Source organism: Pseudomonas sp. N-137, from assembly GCF_034555295.1.
Taxonomy (GTDB): Bacteria; Pseudomonadota; Gammaproteobacteria; order Pseudomonadales; family Pseudomonadaceae; genus Aquipseudomonas; species Aquipseudomonas rhizophila.
On sequence record NZ_JAXUDQ010000006.1, the window covers coordinates 538,932 to 557,743 of the forward strand.

The window sequence follows — 18,812 nt, forward strand, 5'->3', positions numbered from 1 at the left end:
GTGAATTTCCTTCCTTGTGGCTTACCAGTTCCGGCGCTTGATGCGTGTCAGTTCGCTTTCCAGCTCCGCCAGCGCCTGATCGACCGGCACCTCGCCGGCCAGCACACCATGCACTTGATCGAAGAAGGCATTGGAGACACGTGGATAGCGATCGGCGGTAATCGAGGCGGGCCGCATGACCCCATCCTTGAGAATGCTGCGCAGTTGACTGTAATAAGGCATCGCCGCGAGCAGCTCGGGGTCTTGATAAAGTGACTCGATCACCGGGTTATAGGCGCCGACCAGGGCACGATGTTTCTGCTGCTGAGCACTGCTCAGGTAGCTCACCAGCTGCGCGGCAAGCTTTGGATTGGCGCTGTAACGCGACACCGCCAGGCCCCAGCCACCCAGGGTGGAGGCGTGGGTGCCGGTCTCGCCACCGCGGGGCAGGGGCGCCACGCCGACCTTGTCTTTTACGACACTGTCCGGGCTTTGTACCAGGGCCCAGACATACGGCCAGTTACGCATGAACAGCGCATTGCCCGACTGGAATACACCTCGTCCTTCTTCCTCGGTGTAGTTGAGTACGCCACGTGGGGAGATGTCTCCTACCCAGCTCTTGGCCAGCGTCAACGCGGTTCTTGCGGCCGGGCTATTGACCACGATATCGCCCTGTGGATTGACCAGCCCACCCTGCGGCTGGCTGCTGATCCACTCCAGTGCATTACACGTCAGACCTTCATAGGCGCGGCCCTGAAAGACGTACCCCCAGGCATTGGCGTTCCCGGCGTTGCGCTCAGCCTGTTGGACTTCCCGGGCGGTTGCAGTCATTTGCTCCCAGGTCTGCGGCACCTGTTTGTGGTACTTCTCGAGCAAGTCCTTGCGGTAATACAGCAGCCCCGAATCGGTGAACCAGGGCATCGTCACCAGCCGGCCGTTCACCGTGGCGTTATCCACCTGGGCCTGGAAGTAGCCCTCGGTCGCGTTGGCAGGGAGCACCTCGCGCAGGTCCATCAGATGGTTGGCCAGCATCCCCGGCCACACCATATCGATTTGAATGATGTCGATGTCGCTGGATCGGGCACTCAGGATTTGTTGGTAGAACGACAACCTTTCGGTGGCCGAGTTAGGCGTGGAAACCACTTCGACGCTGTTGCCGGTCTGCTTCGACCACGCCTCGACAGCCTCCTTGCACAGCTGCAATTCAGCACCTACGGCACCGCAGGAGATCGTCAGATTGGCGGCAGTCGAGAGGGATGGAAGCCCGACACAAAGGCCGAGCAGCGCAGCAGGAAGGAGCGATTTGAGCTGTTTCATAAAGCCCTCTTTATTTTTGTTTTTAGAAAAGTTAACGTTAACATAGCCAAATGTAGCAGCGTATTAGCGATGAGGCATCCTTTTTTTCACGGTTTTTGACAATTCAAAAGCCGAAGGAAAAAGACCATTGCGGGAACAAAAAAATAAAAACAAAACAGGGAAATCCACATGCAGAAAGCATCAAGCTGGCTTCTCGCAGGCGTGCTCGGCACCGCGGCGGCCACCTCTCACGCTGCGACGCTGGAAGAACGCATGGCTGCGTTCGAGGCCCGTGCCAGCGCCGCGGAAAAACGCGCCGCGGCTGCCGAACAGCAAACCCAGGCCCTGGCCAGGGAACTGCAACAACTCAAACTCGCCGCTCCCGCGCTCCAACCGGTAGCATCCACTGCAAACGTTGCCACGCCGACGCTGGACACGCGGCTGGCAAAACTCGAAGCCCGACAACAAAGCCTGGAAAAACAAGACAGTGGCGCATCCCTCACGGACGGATTCAGCTTCAAGGGCTACGCCCGCTCGGGGTTGCTGGTCAATGACGGTCTGGGTGGTGGTCGTGGCGGCCCTTATACAACCCCGGCCGGTTCCGTCGGCGGTGCCGTGGGGCGACTCGGTAACGAGGACGACACCTATATGCGGATCGACCTGTCGAAAGAGCAGTACGCGCAGAACGGCACCCGCTCAAAATTCACCGTGTCCATTGCCGATGGCGTAGAAAGCTCCAATGACTGGACGGCCGACGAAAGCAACCTGAACGTGCGGCAGGTGTTTACCGAACTGGACCACATCGCGGCGTTCAAGGGAAACTCGGTGTTTGAGAATTCCACCCTCTGGGCAGGCAAGCGGTTTGACCGGGACAATTTCGATATCCACTGGCTGGACTCGGACGTCGTCTACCTGGCTGGCACCGGCGGTGGCATCTACGACGTGCAGATGAACAAGAACTGGCGCTCGAATTACTCGTTGATCGGGCGAAATTACGGGGAGTTCAGTGACGGCGGCGTCAATGCCGATGTTGAAAGCTACATCCTGACCTCCAACCAGTTCTTCGACAATGGGCAGTGGCAGTGGATGTTCAACGCCATTGGCGCTAAAGAAAACGACATCGGCACCCGCAACAATGAGGCGGGCCTGACACCTGCGGACTCCGGCCTGCACAGCATGGTGGCCAATCACCAGAAGAACTTTTTCGGCAGGGAAGGCTTCTTCAAAACGGCGTTGCTCTATGGGCAAGGCCTGGGGGCAGAGGTTAAGAACATCGGCTCGGACGGCGAACTGATCGACGACGCCCGTGCTTTGCGTCTGGCGCTCTATGGTGAGACGACCATCGCCCCCGGCTGGCGCATCGGTCCCAGTTTACTGGCCGAACAGAGCAAGGACCGGTACGTCAAGGGCGACGACTACCGCTGGATGACACTGAACGTGCGCCTGGCCAATGAAATCAACAGCAATTTCGAGATGGCCTACGAGATGAGCTGGCAAACCATGGACCTCGATCCCAAGGGCTACCTGCAACGCAATGCAGTCGACGGAAACTTCTGGAAGTTCACGGTCGCCCCGACCTTCAAACCTGATTTTGGAGACCTTCTCACACGCCCCGAACTGCGCGTGTTCGCCAGCGTCATGAACTGGTCCTCGGATCTGGACAGATACAGCGCCTCCGATTCCTTCGGCAAGTCTGACTTCAACGCAGGCGGCGTGTGGCAATACGGCATACAGATGGAAACCTGGTTCTAGTTGGACGGGGGCGTCTTCTGAAGCTGGATTCGAGATGCCCCCGGTATTGCCGCTTTGATCACGTGCGCCTTGCTTCTGTTTCCCCGGCATGAGAAGGGCAGGTCGAGCGGGCACAGGTCAGGATTGGTTGGTCTATGGCGAGTGCCTGTGAGGGACTGGGTGGTGACAGCAGCCCGGAGTTTCTACAAGCTATCCGGATCGCCAAAAAACATCTGAATCCGCGAACGCAACCAGCGCTCACCCGGGTCGTTGTCCTGGGAGCCGCGCCAGGCCATGTGCAGTTCAAAGCTGCGCACCGGAATCGGTGGGTCTTCGGCGCGAACGCCGCCAGCGGCGGTCAGTGCGTCGGCGGTGTAGTCGGGCACGATGGCGATAATGTCAGTGCCCGCCAGCAGCGTGCTCAGGCCATTGAACTGCGGTACGGCCAATACCACGTGACGCTTGCGGTCCAGTTTCTCCAGCTCTTCATCGATGAAACCGCTCAGGTCCCCGGCGAAGGACACCAGCGCATGGGGCCGGGCACAGAATTCGTCCAGGGTCAGCCGACCCGGCGCAGTGTCGGCCCGCAGCACTTTGGGCATGCTGCGCCGCAAGACTTTACGCTTGGCGTTGGCCGGCAGATCCTCGGTGTAGCTGACGCCGATGGAGATTTCACCGGACGCCAGCAAGCCCGGCATCAGAATGTAGTTGACCCGGCGCACGACCAGGACAATCCCCGGAGCTTCGGCCCGCAGGCGCTTGAGCAGCATCGGCAACAGCGCGAACTCGGCGTCGTCCGACAGGCCGATGCGGAACACCGAGGTGCTGGTGGCCGGGTCGAACTCCGCCGCGCGGCTGACCGCCGTGGAGATCGAATCCAAGGCTGGGGAGAGCAGGGCGAAGATTTCGACCGCCCGGGCCGACGGTTCCATGCTGCGACCGGTGCGCACGAACAGCGGGTCATCGAACAGGTTGCGCAGCCGTGACAGCGCGGCACTGATGGCTGGCTGGCCGAGGAACAGCTTCTCGGCGGCTCGGGTCACACTGCGTTCATGCATCAATGTTTCGAACACGATCAACAGGTTCAGGTCGACACGACGCAGGTCATTACGATTCATCTGGGGTCCTGGCAGATTCAGCAAGCTTGACGTGAGCGGCCATATGAGAACAATGACCGGCATGAATCTTACGGGGAAAGACTGGTACTCTGCACCGGCTAATTGCTTTTTCTTAGGGATAGGCCCTACAAGACTGGGTTCATTTTCTTGCTGCGGAATCAATGACAGGCATGTCGACTATTAATAGCCACTGATGGTCTTGGGTACAAAGCCCGGATAGAGTTCATGGCATTAGAGGTTACTTTGACGAGGTTTGCGATGTCCCGCACGATCCGTTTTCACAAGTTTGGTGGTGCCGAGGTGCTCAAATGCGAAGAGCATGCGGCGGCTCTTCCTGCGCCAGGAGAAGTGCAGGTCCGTGTCGAAGCGATCGGCATCAGCTGGTATGACACCCTGTGGCGCCAGAATCTGGCGTCGTCCCAGGCGCGCCTGCCGTCGGGCCTTGGTCATGAAATGGCTGGGGTGGTGACGGCTGTCGGAGACGGTGTCGACGACCTGGCTGTAGGCGACAAAGTTGCCAGTTTCCCTGCCGAGAGCCCTAACGATTACCCGGTGTACGGTGAGATCATCGTGTTGCCGCGTACCGCGCTGACCCGTTATCCCGACGTGCTCACCCCGATCGAAGCCGCTGTGCACTACACGCCACTGCTGATCGCCTATTTCGCCTACGTGGACCTGGCAAGGGTCAAGCCGGGGCAGTTTGCCCTGGTCACTGATGCCAGTCATTGCGCCGGACCATCCTTCGTGCAACTGGGCAAGGCCTTGGGTGTACGGGTGATCGCGGCCACCAAGACCGCTGATGAGCGTGAGTACCTGCTGTCGCTCGGCGCCGAAAAAGTCATCGTCACCGAAGAGCAGGACTTGCTGATGCAAATCAACAAGCTCACTGATAACCGTGGCGTCGATGTGGTGTTCGATGGCCTCGGCGGGCCGCAAATGTCGCTGCTCGGTGATGTGCTGGCGCCGCGGGGCAGCCTGGTGCTGTATGGCTTGCAAGGCGGCAACCAGACGCCGTTCCCGGCCTGTGCGGCGTTCCAGAAGAACATTCAGTTCTTTGTGCACTGCATCGGCAATTTTACCGGCAAGCCGGAACTGGGCATCATCCAGGATCAGGTTGCATTGCAGCGGGCGCTGCGTGATATCAATCAACTGACCGCCGATCGCGTGCTGTTGCCCCTCAAGACCCGGGTGTTTCCATTCTCCGAGTTTGTCGAAGCCCACCGTTACATGGGCGAATGCCCCTGCCGTGAACGCGTTGCCCTTCAGGTAGTCGACCCCGCCTGATTCCTCCTCCGCGCAAGAGTCAGCATGGCGACTCTTGCGCTGCCTTCGGCCTGAACCTGCTTTCCTTCCTTTCTTCTGCCATTGCCGCTCCGTTCGGCAATGACGCCCTGGTGCGCGGCAACCACGCCTTCGCTTGGGCGGTCCAGTTCACTCAACACCCAAAAAGCGTTTAATCCCCAGAGAACTGAACTGGTTTTTGCCCTCAATCTGTATCTTCTAATCGTTATTTAAGTCCTGATAATTGAACGCTGATTTCCATCTCAAGGAAGAAGTCGTGGCGCAGTACAAGTTTCTAGAGAATCGTCATCCTTCGGGCAAAGGTGCATCAAGCGTTAATTATTTTAACGCCATCAATCGACTGTGGGAAAAACTGACTGGGGCAGGGGGACAATTGAAGTTAGGCATGTTCTTTGTTTTTCGTACTCATTGTCTGAAGGATGCTGTCGGAATCTTCCTAGGACGCAGGGCGGAATCGCTGAAACCCAATGCCTCATGGGCTTGCAGGCACGTACCGAGGCGAAGCGGGCGAACTCCACAGCTTATGTATCAAATAATTACGACAAGCAAAGCTTGAGCGTATTACCAATACTCTTTGCAGTACTAGAACAACCTTCCAGATCAACCCGTCGCCCGGTCACGCTATGCCGGTGCGACGCCGATATTTGAATTTCCAGGTATATGGCTATGAGTTCAATTCATGAGCAGGCAATGAATCACGTGTATCAACAGATATTGCAGCGACTGTCAGGTTTTTATTCCCGCGCGGAACGGACGGCGTTGCAGCTTTTGATCCAGCGTTTAATTGTCGCCGCTGGCGGCATCGACCGGATCGGCGACTATCGTGTGTTGACGGTCCAGAACGGCAGCCGGGACAGTTTTTATGTCCTGACCGCCTTGCGGGCCGCACAGTTGAGCATCGCCGGCAGGCATCCGGTGACCTTCGACTTGCGTGTCGCCACGCCACGCCTGAGCGAAACCACCCAGGCGACCCTGGAAAACATCCACCGCTGTTACAGCGCGCTGTTCGTCTACGACGACCCCCGGGTGGAACTGCTGATGGCGGATAACCGCGAGGTAGTGCCGTTCAATCACAAGCAGCCATTGTCGGCGGCCGGGCATGAGGCCAATCGCATGGACACGCTGGTTCTGGGCCACCTTCGCTCGATCGACAGCCCCTTGGAAGTAGGCGATCACGGCTACCTGGCGATGGCGGAGTTCTATCGGCATATGGCTCGCTGGGAGCGCGGCGTGGACTCGTTAGTCAGCAGTGATACGCCTCGCGAGCAAAAACAGTTCATGTCGGGCCTTCGACGTGCCGCCCGCAAGGTCGGCCTGGCGACTGACCCGTCCAGCGGTTTCGACAGTCTCTTCGCGCAACTCGATACCTTGGGCGCTAATCCCTACCTGGGCTTCTATGGTCAGGACCACGAGGGCGCGTGGAAACCCGAGGGGCATTTCGAGGCGTGTCGGCGCGTGAGTCACATCGGTATCGACGACCTGATCGTCGACAGTTCGCAAGAAACCAACTGGCCGCTGTTCAGTGAATTCCTTCGGGTGCGGACCGATGAACTCGTCGCATCGGCGCCGGAAAACGAATACCTGAGCCCACTGCTGTCAGCTCACCTGCATGGCCTGCAGGCCTGTTATCTGCAGGGGCGCAGCTATGAGGCAGGTTATGGCGACTATGTACAACGAGCGATCATGATCATGCATCGCAAGCAGTTGCCCGAGCACGTCTGCGAGCAGGCACGCATGCTGTTCGGCCCACCCACGGCCATCCCCGAGCGGCGCGCCCAGGCCACCAGCGACGCGCAAAAGACCCTGGGGCTCAACGAAACGCAACTGGTGTGCATGTTGTTCGCGCCCTTCGTGGAGCAAGGCGCTGGCCTGGAGCACTTCCTGCGCTGCTGTCATCCGGGCATGCTGGTGGCGATGCCCGATCTGCACAAGGCCATGCAGGGCGCGGCCATCGCCGATCAGGTGGCGCAATGGATGGTCGACGTCAGTGGCCTGTCCATCGATATGCTCGGCAAACTGTATCGGGCGAGTATCACGCCGCCGGAGCAGGAGCAGGCATCGGGGATGGATGCGCAGCAACCTGTCGATGACATCGACATTGAAGAAGCCGGGCAGGGCGACGATGCCATGCGCGAACGTGCGGCACGGCATTGAGGGGCAGGATTTGACGGATTCATTCGCCACGTCGCCTGGCCCAACCCCATGAAAGGTTGCCGGGAAACAGACTTCGCGTATCAGGCGGTTTATCGTTACCTCACCACCCTGATCAACGAACTGGGCGCCGACGCCCGAGTGCGTTTGCCGTCGTTACGGCAACTGGCCGAGCGCCTGAACGTGTCGATCTCTACCATCCAGTACGCTTATTCGTTGCTGGAGAAGGAAGGGCGGGTCTATTCGGTCGCCAAATCCGGTTATTACGCGTTGCCAGTACCCTGCGTCGCGACGCTGGGCGGCGGTGATGATTTGCTCGAGACCCTGTATGTCAATGCACGACGACCGGGAATGCTGGTACTCAGCGCTGACGAGCCTGCGTCGATGCAACCGCTGGACAGCCCGCTGTTGTTACTGGAGCGTGAGCTGCTGCGTCAGTATCCGCGCTCCTCACAAATGCCCTCGCAGCCTTGGGGCGAGCTGGAACTGCGCACCGCGCTGGCGGCTCGCTACACGTCTTCGCCGGCCCGGTGCTGGAACGCCGACGATGTATATATCGGCGCTGATCTGCGCGGTGTATTGGAGATTCTGATCGCCGTGCTGGCGCTCAAGGGCGCCACGGTGCTGATCGAATCACCCTGCGACTGGACCGTCCTGCGCTTGCTGCAGGCGGCCGATATCGACGTAATCGAACTGCCACTGCTGGCGGATGGGGAGATCAATGTCGAGCAACTGGAACAATTACTGACGAGTAAAGCGGTCCGCCTGGTCATCCTGTCCTCGGTCCTGAACATGCCCAGGGGCACGCTCGCTCCTGAAAACAACCGTCGCGCCGTCGCGCGTTTACTGGATCTGCACGGCATATGGGTGCTGGAGAACGACAGCTATACAGACCTGGCGTTCGAAGCCGGGGTGACGCCTTTTCGAGACTTGCTCGACCCCGACCGGCTGATCGTCTATTCCACTTTCGAAAAAACCATCGGCCCCGAGGCCCCCTACGGCTATGTGTTGTCGCGACAGCTGACGCTGGAGTTGCAGCGACATTTCCTGCTGCGCGCGTTTCGTCTGTCACCGATTCGCCAGAAGGCCATCGCCCGTTTGTACAGCAACGGACGGATCGATCAGCACTTGCTGGTGTTGCGACGATTGTTGCGTGAAGGTGCGCTATCGACAACGCAAATGCTGCGCGAGCGGCTGGGGGACAGCCTGCAATGGCTGGAGCCCCAAGGGGGCGCAACGATCTGGACCCGATCTTCGCGGCGCGTCGATCTGCGACGGGTGTTCCAGCGGCTGCTTGCGCAACGAATCGTCATTGCGCCGGGGGAACTGTTCAGTTTGCAAGGGCTGTACGCACAACATCTGCGCCTGACCCACGCCTTGAGCGGTTCACACGATCTGGATACTGCACTCTGTGCGCTGGCCGATGCCTTGAGACTTGAGCAATCGTAATGGAGGGCGATGGATCGAACCCATCGCGCCACGGTCGAACTGTCAGTAAACTGCATCCATTTTATCGAGCCACTCCATTCAGAGGTTTTGCATGACAGTCAGTCCATTTGCGGGCAAGCCGGCACCGGCAGAGTTGTTGATCGATATCCCGCGACTGGTGACGGCCTATTACACCGGCCGACCCGACGCCTCGGTTTCGACCCAACGGGTGGCTTTCGGCACCTCCGGTCACCGTGGCAGTTCCTTCGACCTGGGGTTCAACGAATGGCATGTGCTGGCTATCAGCCAAGCGATCTGCTTGTACCGTGAAGCCCAGGGCATCAACGGCCCCTTGTTCCTGGGGATCGATACCCACGCGCTGTCTACTCCGGCAGGCGCCAGCGCGCTGGAGGTATTCGCTGCCAACGGGGTCACCGTGATGATCGCCGAGGCAGATGAATACACGCCCACGCCGGCGATCTCCCACGCCATTCTTTGCTACAACCGTGGGCGCACCACCGGTCTGGCGGACGGCATCGTCATCACCCCGTCCCACAATCCGCCGCAGAGTGGTGGCTACAAGTACAACCCCACCAACGGCGGCCCGGCCGATACCCATATCACCAAATGGATCGAAGCCAAGGCCAACGAGCTGCTGGCAAGCCAGTTGGCCGGCGTTAAGCGCATCAGCTATGAGCAGGCCCTGAAGGCCGACACCACTCACCGTCACGACTACGTCAACACCTACGTGGCGGACCTGATTAATGTCATCGACTTCGATGCCATTCGCGCTGCCGGCTTGCGCCTGGGCGTGGACCCGCTGGGCGGAGCGGGGGTGCGCTACTGGCCCGCCATTGCCGAGCATTACCGCCTGGACCTGGACGTGGTCAACACCCAGGTGGATTCCACCTTCCGCTTCATGACCGTCGACTGGGACGGACAGATCCGCATGGACCCATCCTCCAGCCATGCCATGCAGGGGTTGATTGGCCTCAAAGAGCGTTTCGATGTGGCCTTCGCCTGCGACCCGGACCATGATCGCCACGGCATCGTGACGCCATCCGGCGGCTTGCTGGCGCCGAACAACTATCTGGCGGTGTCCATCGACTACTTGTTCCAGAACCGGCCGCAGTGGCGTGCCGATGCCGCCGTGGGCAAGACGGTGGTCAGCAGCGGTCTGATCGATCGCGTGGCCCAGCGTCTGGGTCGGCGTCTGTATGAAGTGCCGGTAGGCTTCAAGTGGTTTGCCGACGGCTTGTTCGACGGTTCCTTGGGCTTTGGTGGCGAAGAAAGCGCCGGCGCCTCGTTCCTGCGCAAGGACGGCGGTGTGTGGAGTACAGACAAGGACGGCCTGATCCCGGCGTTGCTGGCGGCCGAAATGACCGCGCGCACCGGTCGCGACCCAAGCCAGGCCTACCGTGCCCTGACGGATGAACTGGGTGAGCCGTTCTCCGTGCGCGTCGATGCCAAGGCCAGCCCGCAACAGAAGGCGCTGCTGAGCAAGCTGGCACCGGAGCAGGTTGCATCCACTGAGTTGGCCGGGGAGACCATCCAGAGCATCCTCAGCCATGCACCGGGCAATGACCAGGCCATTGGCGGCCTGAAGGTCATGACTGAAAACGGCTGGTTCGCCGCGCGGCCATCAGGCACTGAAGACATCTACAAGATCTACGCCGAAAGCTTCATCGGTGATGAGCACCTCAAGCAATTGGTGGTCGAGGCGCAGGCATTGGTCGATGGAGCCATTTCCAGTCAGTGACTCAAAACCCATCGCGAGCAGGCTCGCCCCACATTGGCGCTACGGTGCACGCCGGCCTCTGTGGGAGCGAGCCTGCTTAAGGTGGGTCGGGCGACACTGATGGCCATGTGCGACAGCACTTTCACTTCATCGCCTAAATCCATGACTTAAAAGCTTTTGGGTGGAATCCGCTGGCAAATACAGACACCATAGCCGCCATGGTTCTGAACACCGGAGTCCCCCAGCGTGTCGCAACACACTCCCGATCTTCCCCCCGAACTTCTGCCCCTGGCCCAGATGCCTCTGCTCAAGCGCCTGGCCGCGCGTTTTCTGGGTCATGGCCTGACGCGACTTCGAGCCCAGCATCGGGCTTCCTGGCTACACGGCCAGGCCGATGGATTTCGCAGCGGGCATAGCGCCGGTTTTGACTACGGCTATAAGGAAGGCAAGGCCGATGGACTGGAAGAGGGCCGGCAGGTCCTGCTGATCCGAGATTTCCGAAGCACCGAGCACCCGGCACCGAAAGTCGATGAGCTGTTGTTCGATGACTGGCGCCTGCCGTTGACCGCCGAACTCAAGAAGCGCATCAAGGCCGATGTTGCCCGATTGCTTCCCGCTCACGCCCAGCCGAGCGCCGCGCAGTGGAAAATGATCCTGAGCGATACGCCGTCTACCTCGATCGTCGCGGGCGCAGGCGCCGGGAAATCCACAACCCTGGTGCTACGCCTTGTGCTGCTGTCCCATTACCTGGGTTTTGAGTTGGATTCGATGACCGTGGTGACCTTCACGCGGGAATCGCGCAAGGACTTCATTCACAAGCTCATTGAAGTTTTTGCCCTGTGGGGGCGGACAATCAGCCTCAAGGAAGCCCGCGATCTGGTGCGGACCTTCCATTCACGCATCTTGCCCATGGTGCGCAGCCTGCCCGGGTTCGAGCGGCTCCAGGCGTTTGAAACCCTGAGCCATCGCAACGAAACGGCTGATGATGACGCCCAGGGCAATCCCTTTGAGCTGCGCATCAACGATGCTCAGCGCCAACAACTCAATGCCTGCTATCACGGTCTTTATCAACGCGATGAGCGTTTTCGCGAACTGATCAAACCGATGTCCCGACACGCCTTGCAGCTCAGGGAGCTGGAACGCGACCATCCCGATGTGCAGAAACGGGTGGCCGTGACCGAACTGGCCGCCCAGCGCGATGAAGAGTTGTGCGATGCGATCGAAGACCTGTGGTTTCGCGCCGGTGCCTGGCCGATCAAGGGCATCGAGCCAAAGCGTCAGGCCTTCCAGATCAACGGTGCGACGTTTCATTGCCACGGCTACGTTCCAACTCTGGACGCCTGGGTGATGCTGGGTTTCGACCCGCGGGAAGATGCCCGGCTCAGCCGGCCCGGCGCCAAGCTGAGTATCCGCGCAGAGTGGGCGGTAAAGCGTACCCTGTTTCAAGCTTTCTGCTCTAAGCCATTGATATGGATAGATAGTTATGAGGCGTCAAAGCGTGTACTGAGCGTGTTGGCCGGGGATGCCAGCGCAGGCCCTGGGTTCGATTACAAGGTAAAAGGCGAACTGGCTTCGGCACCGTTGCTGGATTGTTTCGTCGCGGCGGCCGGCTTTATCGAGAACCTGGGTCTGGACGTCCCGGACGCCGTGGGCCGGATGTGTTTTGCCCAGGATGACCCGGATCGTTATTTCTTTGAGGCCCTGAGTCGCTACTGGCGAGCATTTGAAGACCACCTGCTGGACCAGTCGCCGCCCGTCATGACCTATAACCGAATGTTCGCGTTGTTCAGTGAGCACTCCCCAGAGAACTTCAAGCTGCTGAGCGATGCGACATTGCGTCCTCTGTCACACCTGATGATCGACGAGTTTCAGGATGTCTCGCCGCAGATTGTTTCCTGGCTTCGCGCCAGCCTGCGGGAAGTGCGCAGCCGCGGCCCTGCCATGCATGTCGGCCGGGGCGCCCAGCGTTCCTCCTTGCTGTGCGTGGGTGATGACTGGCAATCGATCTACGGCTGGCGCGGCAGTTCACCCAGTTATTTCATGGCGTTCAACAAACAGTTTCCTTCACCGGCAAACACCCGGGTCATGCTCACCGATAACTACCGCAGCCACCAGCACATCATTGACGCCGCCGAACACGTGGTGCGTGCGGCTGCGGCGATTCCCGGCAAAAAGGCCAAGGCCAGCGGCACGCCTCGAACCTTGAGCCCGGTCAATGTGTTGGACAGAGACGACGAAGGCTTGGCCAAGCGCCTGGACGAGCACTACCGCAAGGGCGATTCAATCTTGATGCTCTATCGAAAAAGCAGCGATAAGTTATTGATTGAACAGCATATCCAACCAACAGTTAATGTGGATTCTAGCTTGCCGTACCCGGCAAGACGCCTCCGGCAGATGACCTACCATAGCGCCAAGGGGCTTCAGGCCGACGCGGTGTTTTTGCTCGGTGACTGCCAGCACTCCACCAGTTCCCCCTACAAGAATCAGGTCTACCGAATGGCCGGGCTTGGCCAGGAGGGCGATGCCGAGCCGTACGACACGGCACAGAAAGACGAGATTCTGCGCCTGGCCTATGTCGGCATTACCCGGGCGGTGCAGCATTGCTATTGGTATGTCGATGGGCAGGACACCCAGGTCAACAAGGCGCCCAAGGCGTCGGATCGGATAGGGACCGGCAAACCGTTCTTTATCGATCATCGCCGCGCCCGCAGTTGAGAACTTCGGGGCACGAACAAAACTGTCAGGCAAAAAGAAGCCCACTGCTGTGGGCTTCATTTTTCAGGAGGCAAATCGTCGCAAGCCAACTGGTGGCACGAAAGCTTCCAGCTCGGCTTCCACCGCTTCGATTATTCGCTCCACGTCAGGGGCGTTCATCACTGTCGCGCAGGGGATGCCCGCAATCGCGATCATAGTCTCGCCGCTGGCACGGTCAAACAGCCGGGCGACCATACTGCCCGGTGCGTCCATGCTGGCCTCGAATCCCATGGGATGAAAATGCCAGCGCATCAACTGGCAGGCGTTGGGAAACGTAACCTTGCTGAAAGATCCTCTATTCATCTGTTGCCCACCTTCTTCATCAAGCGCTTCCGTTTGCTCATAGTCAGGAAGGAAGAGCCATCATGGCTCTACCAGTGAGAACTAAAAATAGCACCTGAAAATGAATGTCATGTGGCTTTTTTCAGGTCGTTTGGCGATTGGTTCACTTTTTTTGATCTGCATCACGACTTATGCCGTTTTGATCCTGGCCTCACTTTCTTTGGGCAAAGATGTCATCACGCCCATCCAGAGGCTCTGGTTCACGGCATTTCAAGACGACGACCCAAGCCAGTAACATCAAAAACGTGGCAACAGAGAAGGTGAGATGCAAGCCATTTACCACTGCTTCGGGAGCTGCCTGGGCGATACCATTCGTCGGTACAGAGAGCGCAAACACCGCGCCGAGCGCCGATGCTCCGGTAAAGAAACCCAGATTACGCGACAGATTGAGCAGCCCTGAGATGACGCCGCGCTTGCCCGCGGGCACGTCCGCCATCACCGTTGTGTTGTTGGCCGTCTGGAACAGCGCATAGCCAAGGGTCGTTACCGCGATAGCGGCGACATAGCCGCCCACACCGAGGGTCGGTGACATCAACGACAGCATCAGGCAGCCGAGAATCATGATCAGCAGCCCGACGAGTCGCACGGGGCGCACGCCAAAGCGGTCCACCAAGCGCCCGGCAGGCACCCCCGTCAGTGCAGCGACCGACGGTCCTGCCGCCAACACCAACCCCACCAGCGCGGCAGGCAGCCCAAGGGCGACGGATAGATAAAAAGGCCCCACCAGCAGCGTCGCCATCATGACCGTTGCCACCAGAGCACTGGTCACCAGCCCGGCAACCAGCGACCGGTCCCCAAGCACCCCCAAGGGAATCAACGGCGACGCGACCCACCGTTGGGCCATGACAAACAGACCGCCGCCCAGGATCGCCATCAGCAACAGCGCAATGTTCGGCCAGCCGAAGTCGCCTCGGCCCAACGTCGTGGCCAATGCATAGGCAGCAAGCGTCGCCGCCAATAACAGCGTACCCAGGGTGTCGAAGCGGGGGCGCGCGACCGATCCCTCCGGTTGCCGAGCCGGCAGTGAACGCCAGGCCAGTCCGAACGCCAGCAGTCCAAGCGGAACGTTAATCAAAAATAGCGCCTGCCAACCGAAACCGCTGATAAGTGCACCACCCAGAGAGGGGCCAAGGGCGGTGCCCACCGCAGATAGGGTGCCCAACAGCCCCATCGCGCTACCGGTCTTTTCCTTGCTAACGGTTTCACCCACCAGGGCCAAAGTCAGCGTCATCATGATCGCCGCTCCAAGGCCCTGTAACGCCCGACCAGCGACCAACAGCCAAAGCGAGGGCGCCATGCCGCAAAGCGCCGACGCGAGGGTGAACAGCACGATCCCGGTCAATAGCAACCTGCCACGCCCGAGCAAATCGCCCAATTTTCCGAGACTGACAATCAGCGTGGTAATCGCCAGTAAATAGGCGAGAACCACCCACTGAACCTGCTGGAAGGAGGCCTCGAACGCATGGGCCAGCGTCGGCAAACCGACCGTCACCACGCTGGCGCCCAAGGAGGCCAGCAAGGTCGACAGTGACAGGCTGGCCAAGGCCCAGCGCGGTGAAAAGACCCGTTGGGTGCCCGTCGCGCTCGACAGGCTGGATTGGGTATTGGCTGGTTTCATCATGTCCTCTGGCTCTGCCGCTCTGAAATGGAGCTGTCAGAACGTTACGCCTGGGCATAACATGGCGGAAGACGCATGGATTGCACTTTATAACTGCATGCAGCGCCACCTATTCCAACCCAGGACTGCGCCATGTCCACACCCGACCTCAATCTGCTGATTACCCTCGACGTCTTGCTGGCAGAAGGCAGCGTGGCCCGAGCCGCTCGGCGACTGCGACTCAGCCCCTCGGCCATGAGCCGGGCGCTGGCGCGGTTGCGCGAAACCACGGGTGATCCGCTGCTGGTGCGGGCTGGGCGTGGCCTGGTGCCCACACCCCGCGCCTTGGCGTTACGCGAGCAGGTCAGCCAACTGGTGCAGGATGCCCAAGCGGCGCTGCGGCCGTCCCAGGTGCCGGATCTGCGCCGACTGAGCCGCACCTTCACGCTGCGCACCCGGGAAGGGTTCGTTGAAAACTTCGCCATCGACTTGATTGCCCGTATCAGCGAACAGGCGCCCGGTGTACGCCTGCATTTCCTGGACAAGGCCGACAAGGACAGTACGGCGTTGCGAGAGGGCACCGTGGACCTGGAAACGGCGGTCGTGGACAAGGACACCAGCCCGGAGCTACGAACCCAGGCGTTGTTCACTGATCGCCTCATTGGCGTGGTGCGCGCGGATCACCCGCTGAGCCAGGCCGAGGTGTGTGCCGCCGGTTATGCAGCGGGCGAGCACATCGGCGTTTCCTTGCGGGGCCTGGACCACAGCGCCCTCGATCAAGCCTTGCGGTCCTTGAACCTGACACGGCAGATCGCGATCACCGTCCCCGGCTTCTCCACTGCGCTGGGCCTTGCCCGGTCCAGTGACCTGATCGCCAGCGTGCCTGAGCGCTATACCACCCGCCTGCGTGCCGGCATGCACAGCTTTGCGCTGCCGTTTGCGGTGCCGACATTCACGATTTCCATGCTTTGGCACCCCCGAATGGATGCTGATCCTGTGCACCGCTGGTTTCGTGGTTGTCTGCGGGAAGTGTGTTCAGGCAAAACCATAGATATCTAGCCGCCATTAATTAGTAGCGTTTCGCTGGCACTTAGTTGCTAGAAGTGCGACGTGATTGGCAAATAGGTGGTTAACCTCATTTAATATTTAAATAGAGTTTTGTCCTACAATCTTTAATGTCGCCGTCGAAATACCTGTACTAACGGGGCGCCGTGTATCTTTTGCCGTTGTTGAAGGCGTGAGTGTGAAAAGGGGGCAAAAAAATTCGCTGGACGTTTGATTTCCAATTGTGTCAGTTTTCTTGCGTCCTCAATTGGGCGAGTGATAGGACGCTCTCGCCAGAGATTGTTCTATCTGACAAAAACTGTTCCATTGCAAACAAGGAAGTGTGTTTATGTCGAAAGTCAAAACCAGCGCTATTGATTCTGCCGAACAAATGCTCTGGGCGCCGCAGTCACTGGCGGCGGCCAGCAGTGCATTCAATCAGATCAACAGTTTCAGCCACCAATACGATCGGGGTGGCAACCTGACCGTCAACGGCAAACCGTCGTACTCGGTGGACGAAGCTGCCACCCAGTTGCTGCGCGACGGTGCGGCTTACCAGGACCGGGACGCCAGCGGCAAGATCGAGCTGACCTACACGTTCCTGACCTCCGCCTCCTCGAGCACCATGAACAAGCACGGCATCAGCGGTTTCAGCCAGTTCAGCGCGCAACAGAAAGGCCAAGCGGTCCTGGCCATGCAGTCCTGGGCGGACGTGGCCAATGTCACGTTCACTGAAAGGGCCAGCGGTGGCGACGGCCACATGACCTTCGGCAACTACAGCAGCGGCCAGGACGGCGCCGCGGCATTTGCCTATCTGCCGGGCACGGGCGCCGGTTATGACGGAACCTCCTGGTACCTGATCAACAGCCGCTACACCCAGAACAAGAATCCGGAACTGAACAATTATGGCCGCCAGACCCTGACCCATGAAATCGGTCACAGCCTGGGCCTGGCGCATCCTGGCGACTATAACGCCGGTGAAGGCAGCCCGACCTACGATGACGCCACCTACGGTCAGGACACCCGTGGCTACAGCCTCATGAGTTACTGGAGTGAAACCAACACCAGCCAGGACTTCAGCAAGGGCGGCGTCGAAGCCTATGCCTCGGGTCCGCTGATGGATGACATTGCGGCCATTCAGAAGCTCTACGGTGCCAACACCAGCACCCGGACCGGCGACTCGACCTACGGCTTCAACTCCAACACCGGTCGCGACTTCTACAGCGCATCCTCGTCTTCGGACAAAGTGGTGTTCTCGGTATGGGACGCCGGCGGCCGCGATACCCTGGATTTTTCAGGCTTCACGCAGAACCAGAAGATCAACCTCAATGGCGCCTCGTTTTCCGACGTTGGCGGCATGGTGGGTAACGTTTCCATCGCTCAGGGGGTGACCATCGAGAATGCCATTGGCGGCTCGGGCAGTGACTTGCTCATCGGCAACTCCGTGGCCAACGAACTCAAGGGCGGTGCCGGCAACGACATCCTCTGGGGCGCGGGCGGTGCCGACAAGCTGTGGGGCGGTTCGGGCTCGGACACCTTCGTGTTCGCGGCCAGTTCTGACTCACGGCCAGGTGCGGTCGATCAGATCCTCGATTTTGTCAGCGGCCTGGACAAGATCGACCTGACCGGCATCACCCAGGGCGCGGGCCTGCACTTCGTGAATGCGTTCACCGGTGCGGCGGGTGATGCGGTGCTGTCGACATCGGGTGGCAACAGCCTGCTGTCGGTGGACTTCTCCGGGCACGGCGTGGCTGACTTCCTGGTCAGTACCGTCGGCCAGGCGGCTGTCTCGGATATCGTGGCCTGATGTCCCCGATCCCGTGGGAGCGGCCAGCGCTCTTGCGGGATCCTTCAGGATTGAACAGATGTGCAGAAATCCCAAGCCCCAAGGCGTCCAGGCAAGTGCCTGGTTACTCGCTATGCTGATGATCTTTACCGGAGAAGCCGCCATGGCGCGCAGCCTGTTGTTAGCAGAACCTTCCCAGTTGGCCGGTCAGTGGCAGGCTGTTCTGTCGGGGCCGCAGGAGCCTGCGCAAACCCCGCCGTCCAGCATCTGCCTTGTCGAGCTCAGGGCAGATCAAACCCTGGTCGGGCAAACCGCCTGCCTGGGACAGTGGCTGGGCGATGAGCCGGTCCATTGGTTCACCGAACCAGACGGTCTTTCACTGATTGGCAAACAGAACAGCCGGATTCACTTGCAACTGCGTCAAGAACAACACTATCAAGTCACCTTGAAATCAGGTCAGGTAGTGACACTCGAACGGAGTCCGCCCCAAACCACTCCTTAACACGTGAGTACAGTTTGCGAATGCCCCAGGCACGCTTGTTTAAC

General features: G+C 59.6%; 13 protein-coding genes. 9 read left to right on the forward strand and 4 right to left on the reverse strand.

Annotated features, from left to right (window positions below):
• Positions 1 to 21: 21 nt before the first annotated feature.
• The gene (locus T3A99_RS04690; protein ID WP_322833999.1) at positions 22 to 1,296 is read right to left on the reverse strand and encodes an ABC transporter substrate-binding protein; all 1,275 of its coding nucleotides are present in this window, start codon (positions 1,294 to 1,296) and stop codon (positions 22 to 24) included.
• A 168-nt stretch (positions 1,297 to 1,464) separates the two neighbouring features.
• Between T3A99_RS04690 and T3A99_RS04695 the strand changes: the two genes are divergently transcribed.
• Entirely contained in the window at positions 1,465 to 3,027 is a 1,563-nt protein-coding gene (locus tag T3A99_RS04695) for a carbohydrate porin (RefSeq protein ID WP_188250856.1), read from the forward strand.
• A gap of 182 nt (positions 3,028 to 3,209) precedes the next feature.
• Here the strand turns inward: T3A99_RS04695 and T3A99_RS04700 are convergent, their stop codons facing one another.
• On the reverse strand, positions 3,210 to 4,124 hold the full coding sequence (locus T3A99_RS04700) for a LysR family transcriptional regulator (protein WP_076384631.1): 915 nt from the start codon (positions 4,122 to 4,124) through the stop codon (positions 3,210 to 3,212).
• Positions 4,125 to 4,382: 258 nt separating this feature from the next.
• On the opposite strand from T3A99_RS04700, the gene T3A99_RS04705 reads away from it, so the two are divergent.
• From T3A99_RS04705 to T3A99_RS04725, 5 genes are all read left to right on the forward strand, one after another.
• Positions 4,383 to 5,408 carry a zinc-dependent alcohol dehydrogenase family protein gene (locus T3A99_RS04705; protein WP_047226435.1) on the forward strand — a complete coding sequence of 342 codons (1,026 nt, stop codon included), beginning with the start codon at positions 4,383 to 4,385 and terminating at the stop codon, positions 5,406 to 5,408.
• A gap of 684 nt (positions 5,409 to 6,092) precedes the next feature.
• A complete protein-coding gene (locus tag T3A99_RS04710; protein WP_160892760.1) occupies positions 6,093 to 7,580 on the forward strand; it encodes a hypothetical protein in 1,488 nt (495 codons plus the stop codon).
• Between the two features lie 48 nt (positions 7,581 to 7,628).
• Positions 7,629 to 9,026: a PLP-dependent aminotransferase family protein gene (locus T3A99_RS04715; RefSeq protein ID WP_274090460.1), complete on the forward strand. Its 1,398-nt coding sequence runs from the start codon at positions 7,629 to 7,631 to the stop codon at positions 9,024 to 9,026.
• 91 nt (positions 9,027 to 9,117) lie between these two features.
• A complete protein-coding gene (gene pgm / locus T3A99_RS04720) occupies positions 9,118 to 10,764 on the forward strand; it encodes a phosphoglucomutase (alpha-D-glucose-1,6-bisphosphate-dependent) (protein WP_107322469.1) in 1,647 nt (548 codons plus the stop codon).
• 225 nt (positions 10,765 to 10,989) lie between these two features.
• The gene (locus tag T3A99_RS04725) at positions 10,990 to 13,458 is read left to right on the forward strand and encodes a UvrD-helicase domain-containing protein (RefSeq protein ID WP_322834000.1); all 2,469 of its coding nucleotides are present in this window, start codon (positions 10,990 to 10,992) and stop codon (positions 13,456 to 13,458) included.
• A 63-nt stretch (positions 13,459 to 13,521) separates the two neighbouring features.
• On the opposite strand, the gene T3A99_RS04730 is transcribed toward T3A99_RS04725, so the two are convergent.
• Both T3A99_RS04730 and T3A99_RS04735 read right to left on the reverse strand, forming a co-directional pair.
• Entirely contained in the window at positions 13,522 to 13,800 is a 279-nt protein-coding gene (locus tag T3A99_RS04730; RefSeq protein WP_047226440.1) for a DUF1652 domain-containing protein, read from the reverse strand.
• 190 nt (positions 13,801 to 13,990) lie between these two features.
• Positions 13,991 to 15,457 (reverse strand): MFS transporter, encoded by a 1,467-nt coding sequence (locus T3A99_RS04735; RefSeq protein WP_274090477.1) that lies wholly within the window; start codon positions 15,455 to 15,457, stop codon positions 13,991 to 13,993.
• Between the two features lie 132 nt (positions 15,458 to 15,589).
• On the opposite strand from T3A99_RS04735, the gene T3A99_RS04740 reads away from it, so the two are divergent.
• The 3 genes from T3A99_RS04740 to T3A99_RS04750 all read left to right on the forward strand — a co-directional run bounded on the left by T3A99_RS04740 (position 15,590) and on the right by T3A99_RS04750 (position 18,768).
• Positions 15,590 to 16,495 (forward strand): LysR family transcriptional regulator, encoded by a 906-nt coding sequence (locus tag T3A99_RS04740; protein WP_107322471.1) that lies wholly within the window; start codon positions 15,590 to 15,592, stop codon positions 16,493 to 16,495.
• Between the two features lie 334 nt (positions 16,496 to 16,829).
• A complete protein-coding gene (locus tag T3A99_RS04745; protein ID WP_076384645.1) occupies positions 16,830 to 18,287 on the forward strand; it encodes a serralysin family metalloprotease in 1,458 nt (485 codons plus the stop codon).
• 112 nt (positions 18,288 to 18,399) lie between these two features.
• A complete protein-coding gene (locus T3A99_RS04750; protein WP_231990575.1) occupies positions 18,400 to 18,768 on the forward strand; it encodes an AprI/Inh family metalloprotease inhibitor in 369 nt (122 codons plus the stop codon).
• The last annotated feature ends 44 nt before the right edge of the window (positions 18,769 to 18,812 follow it).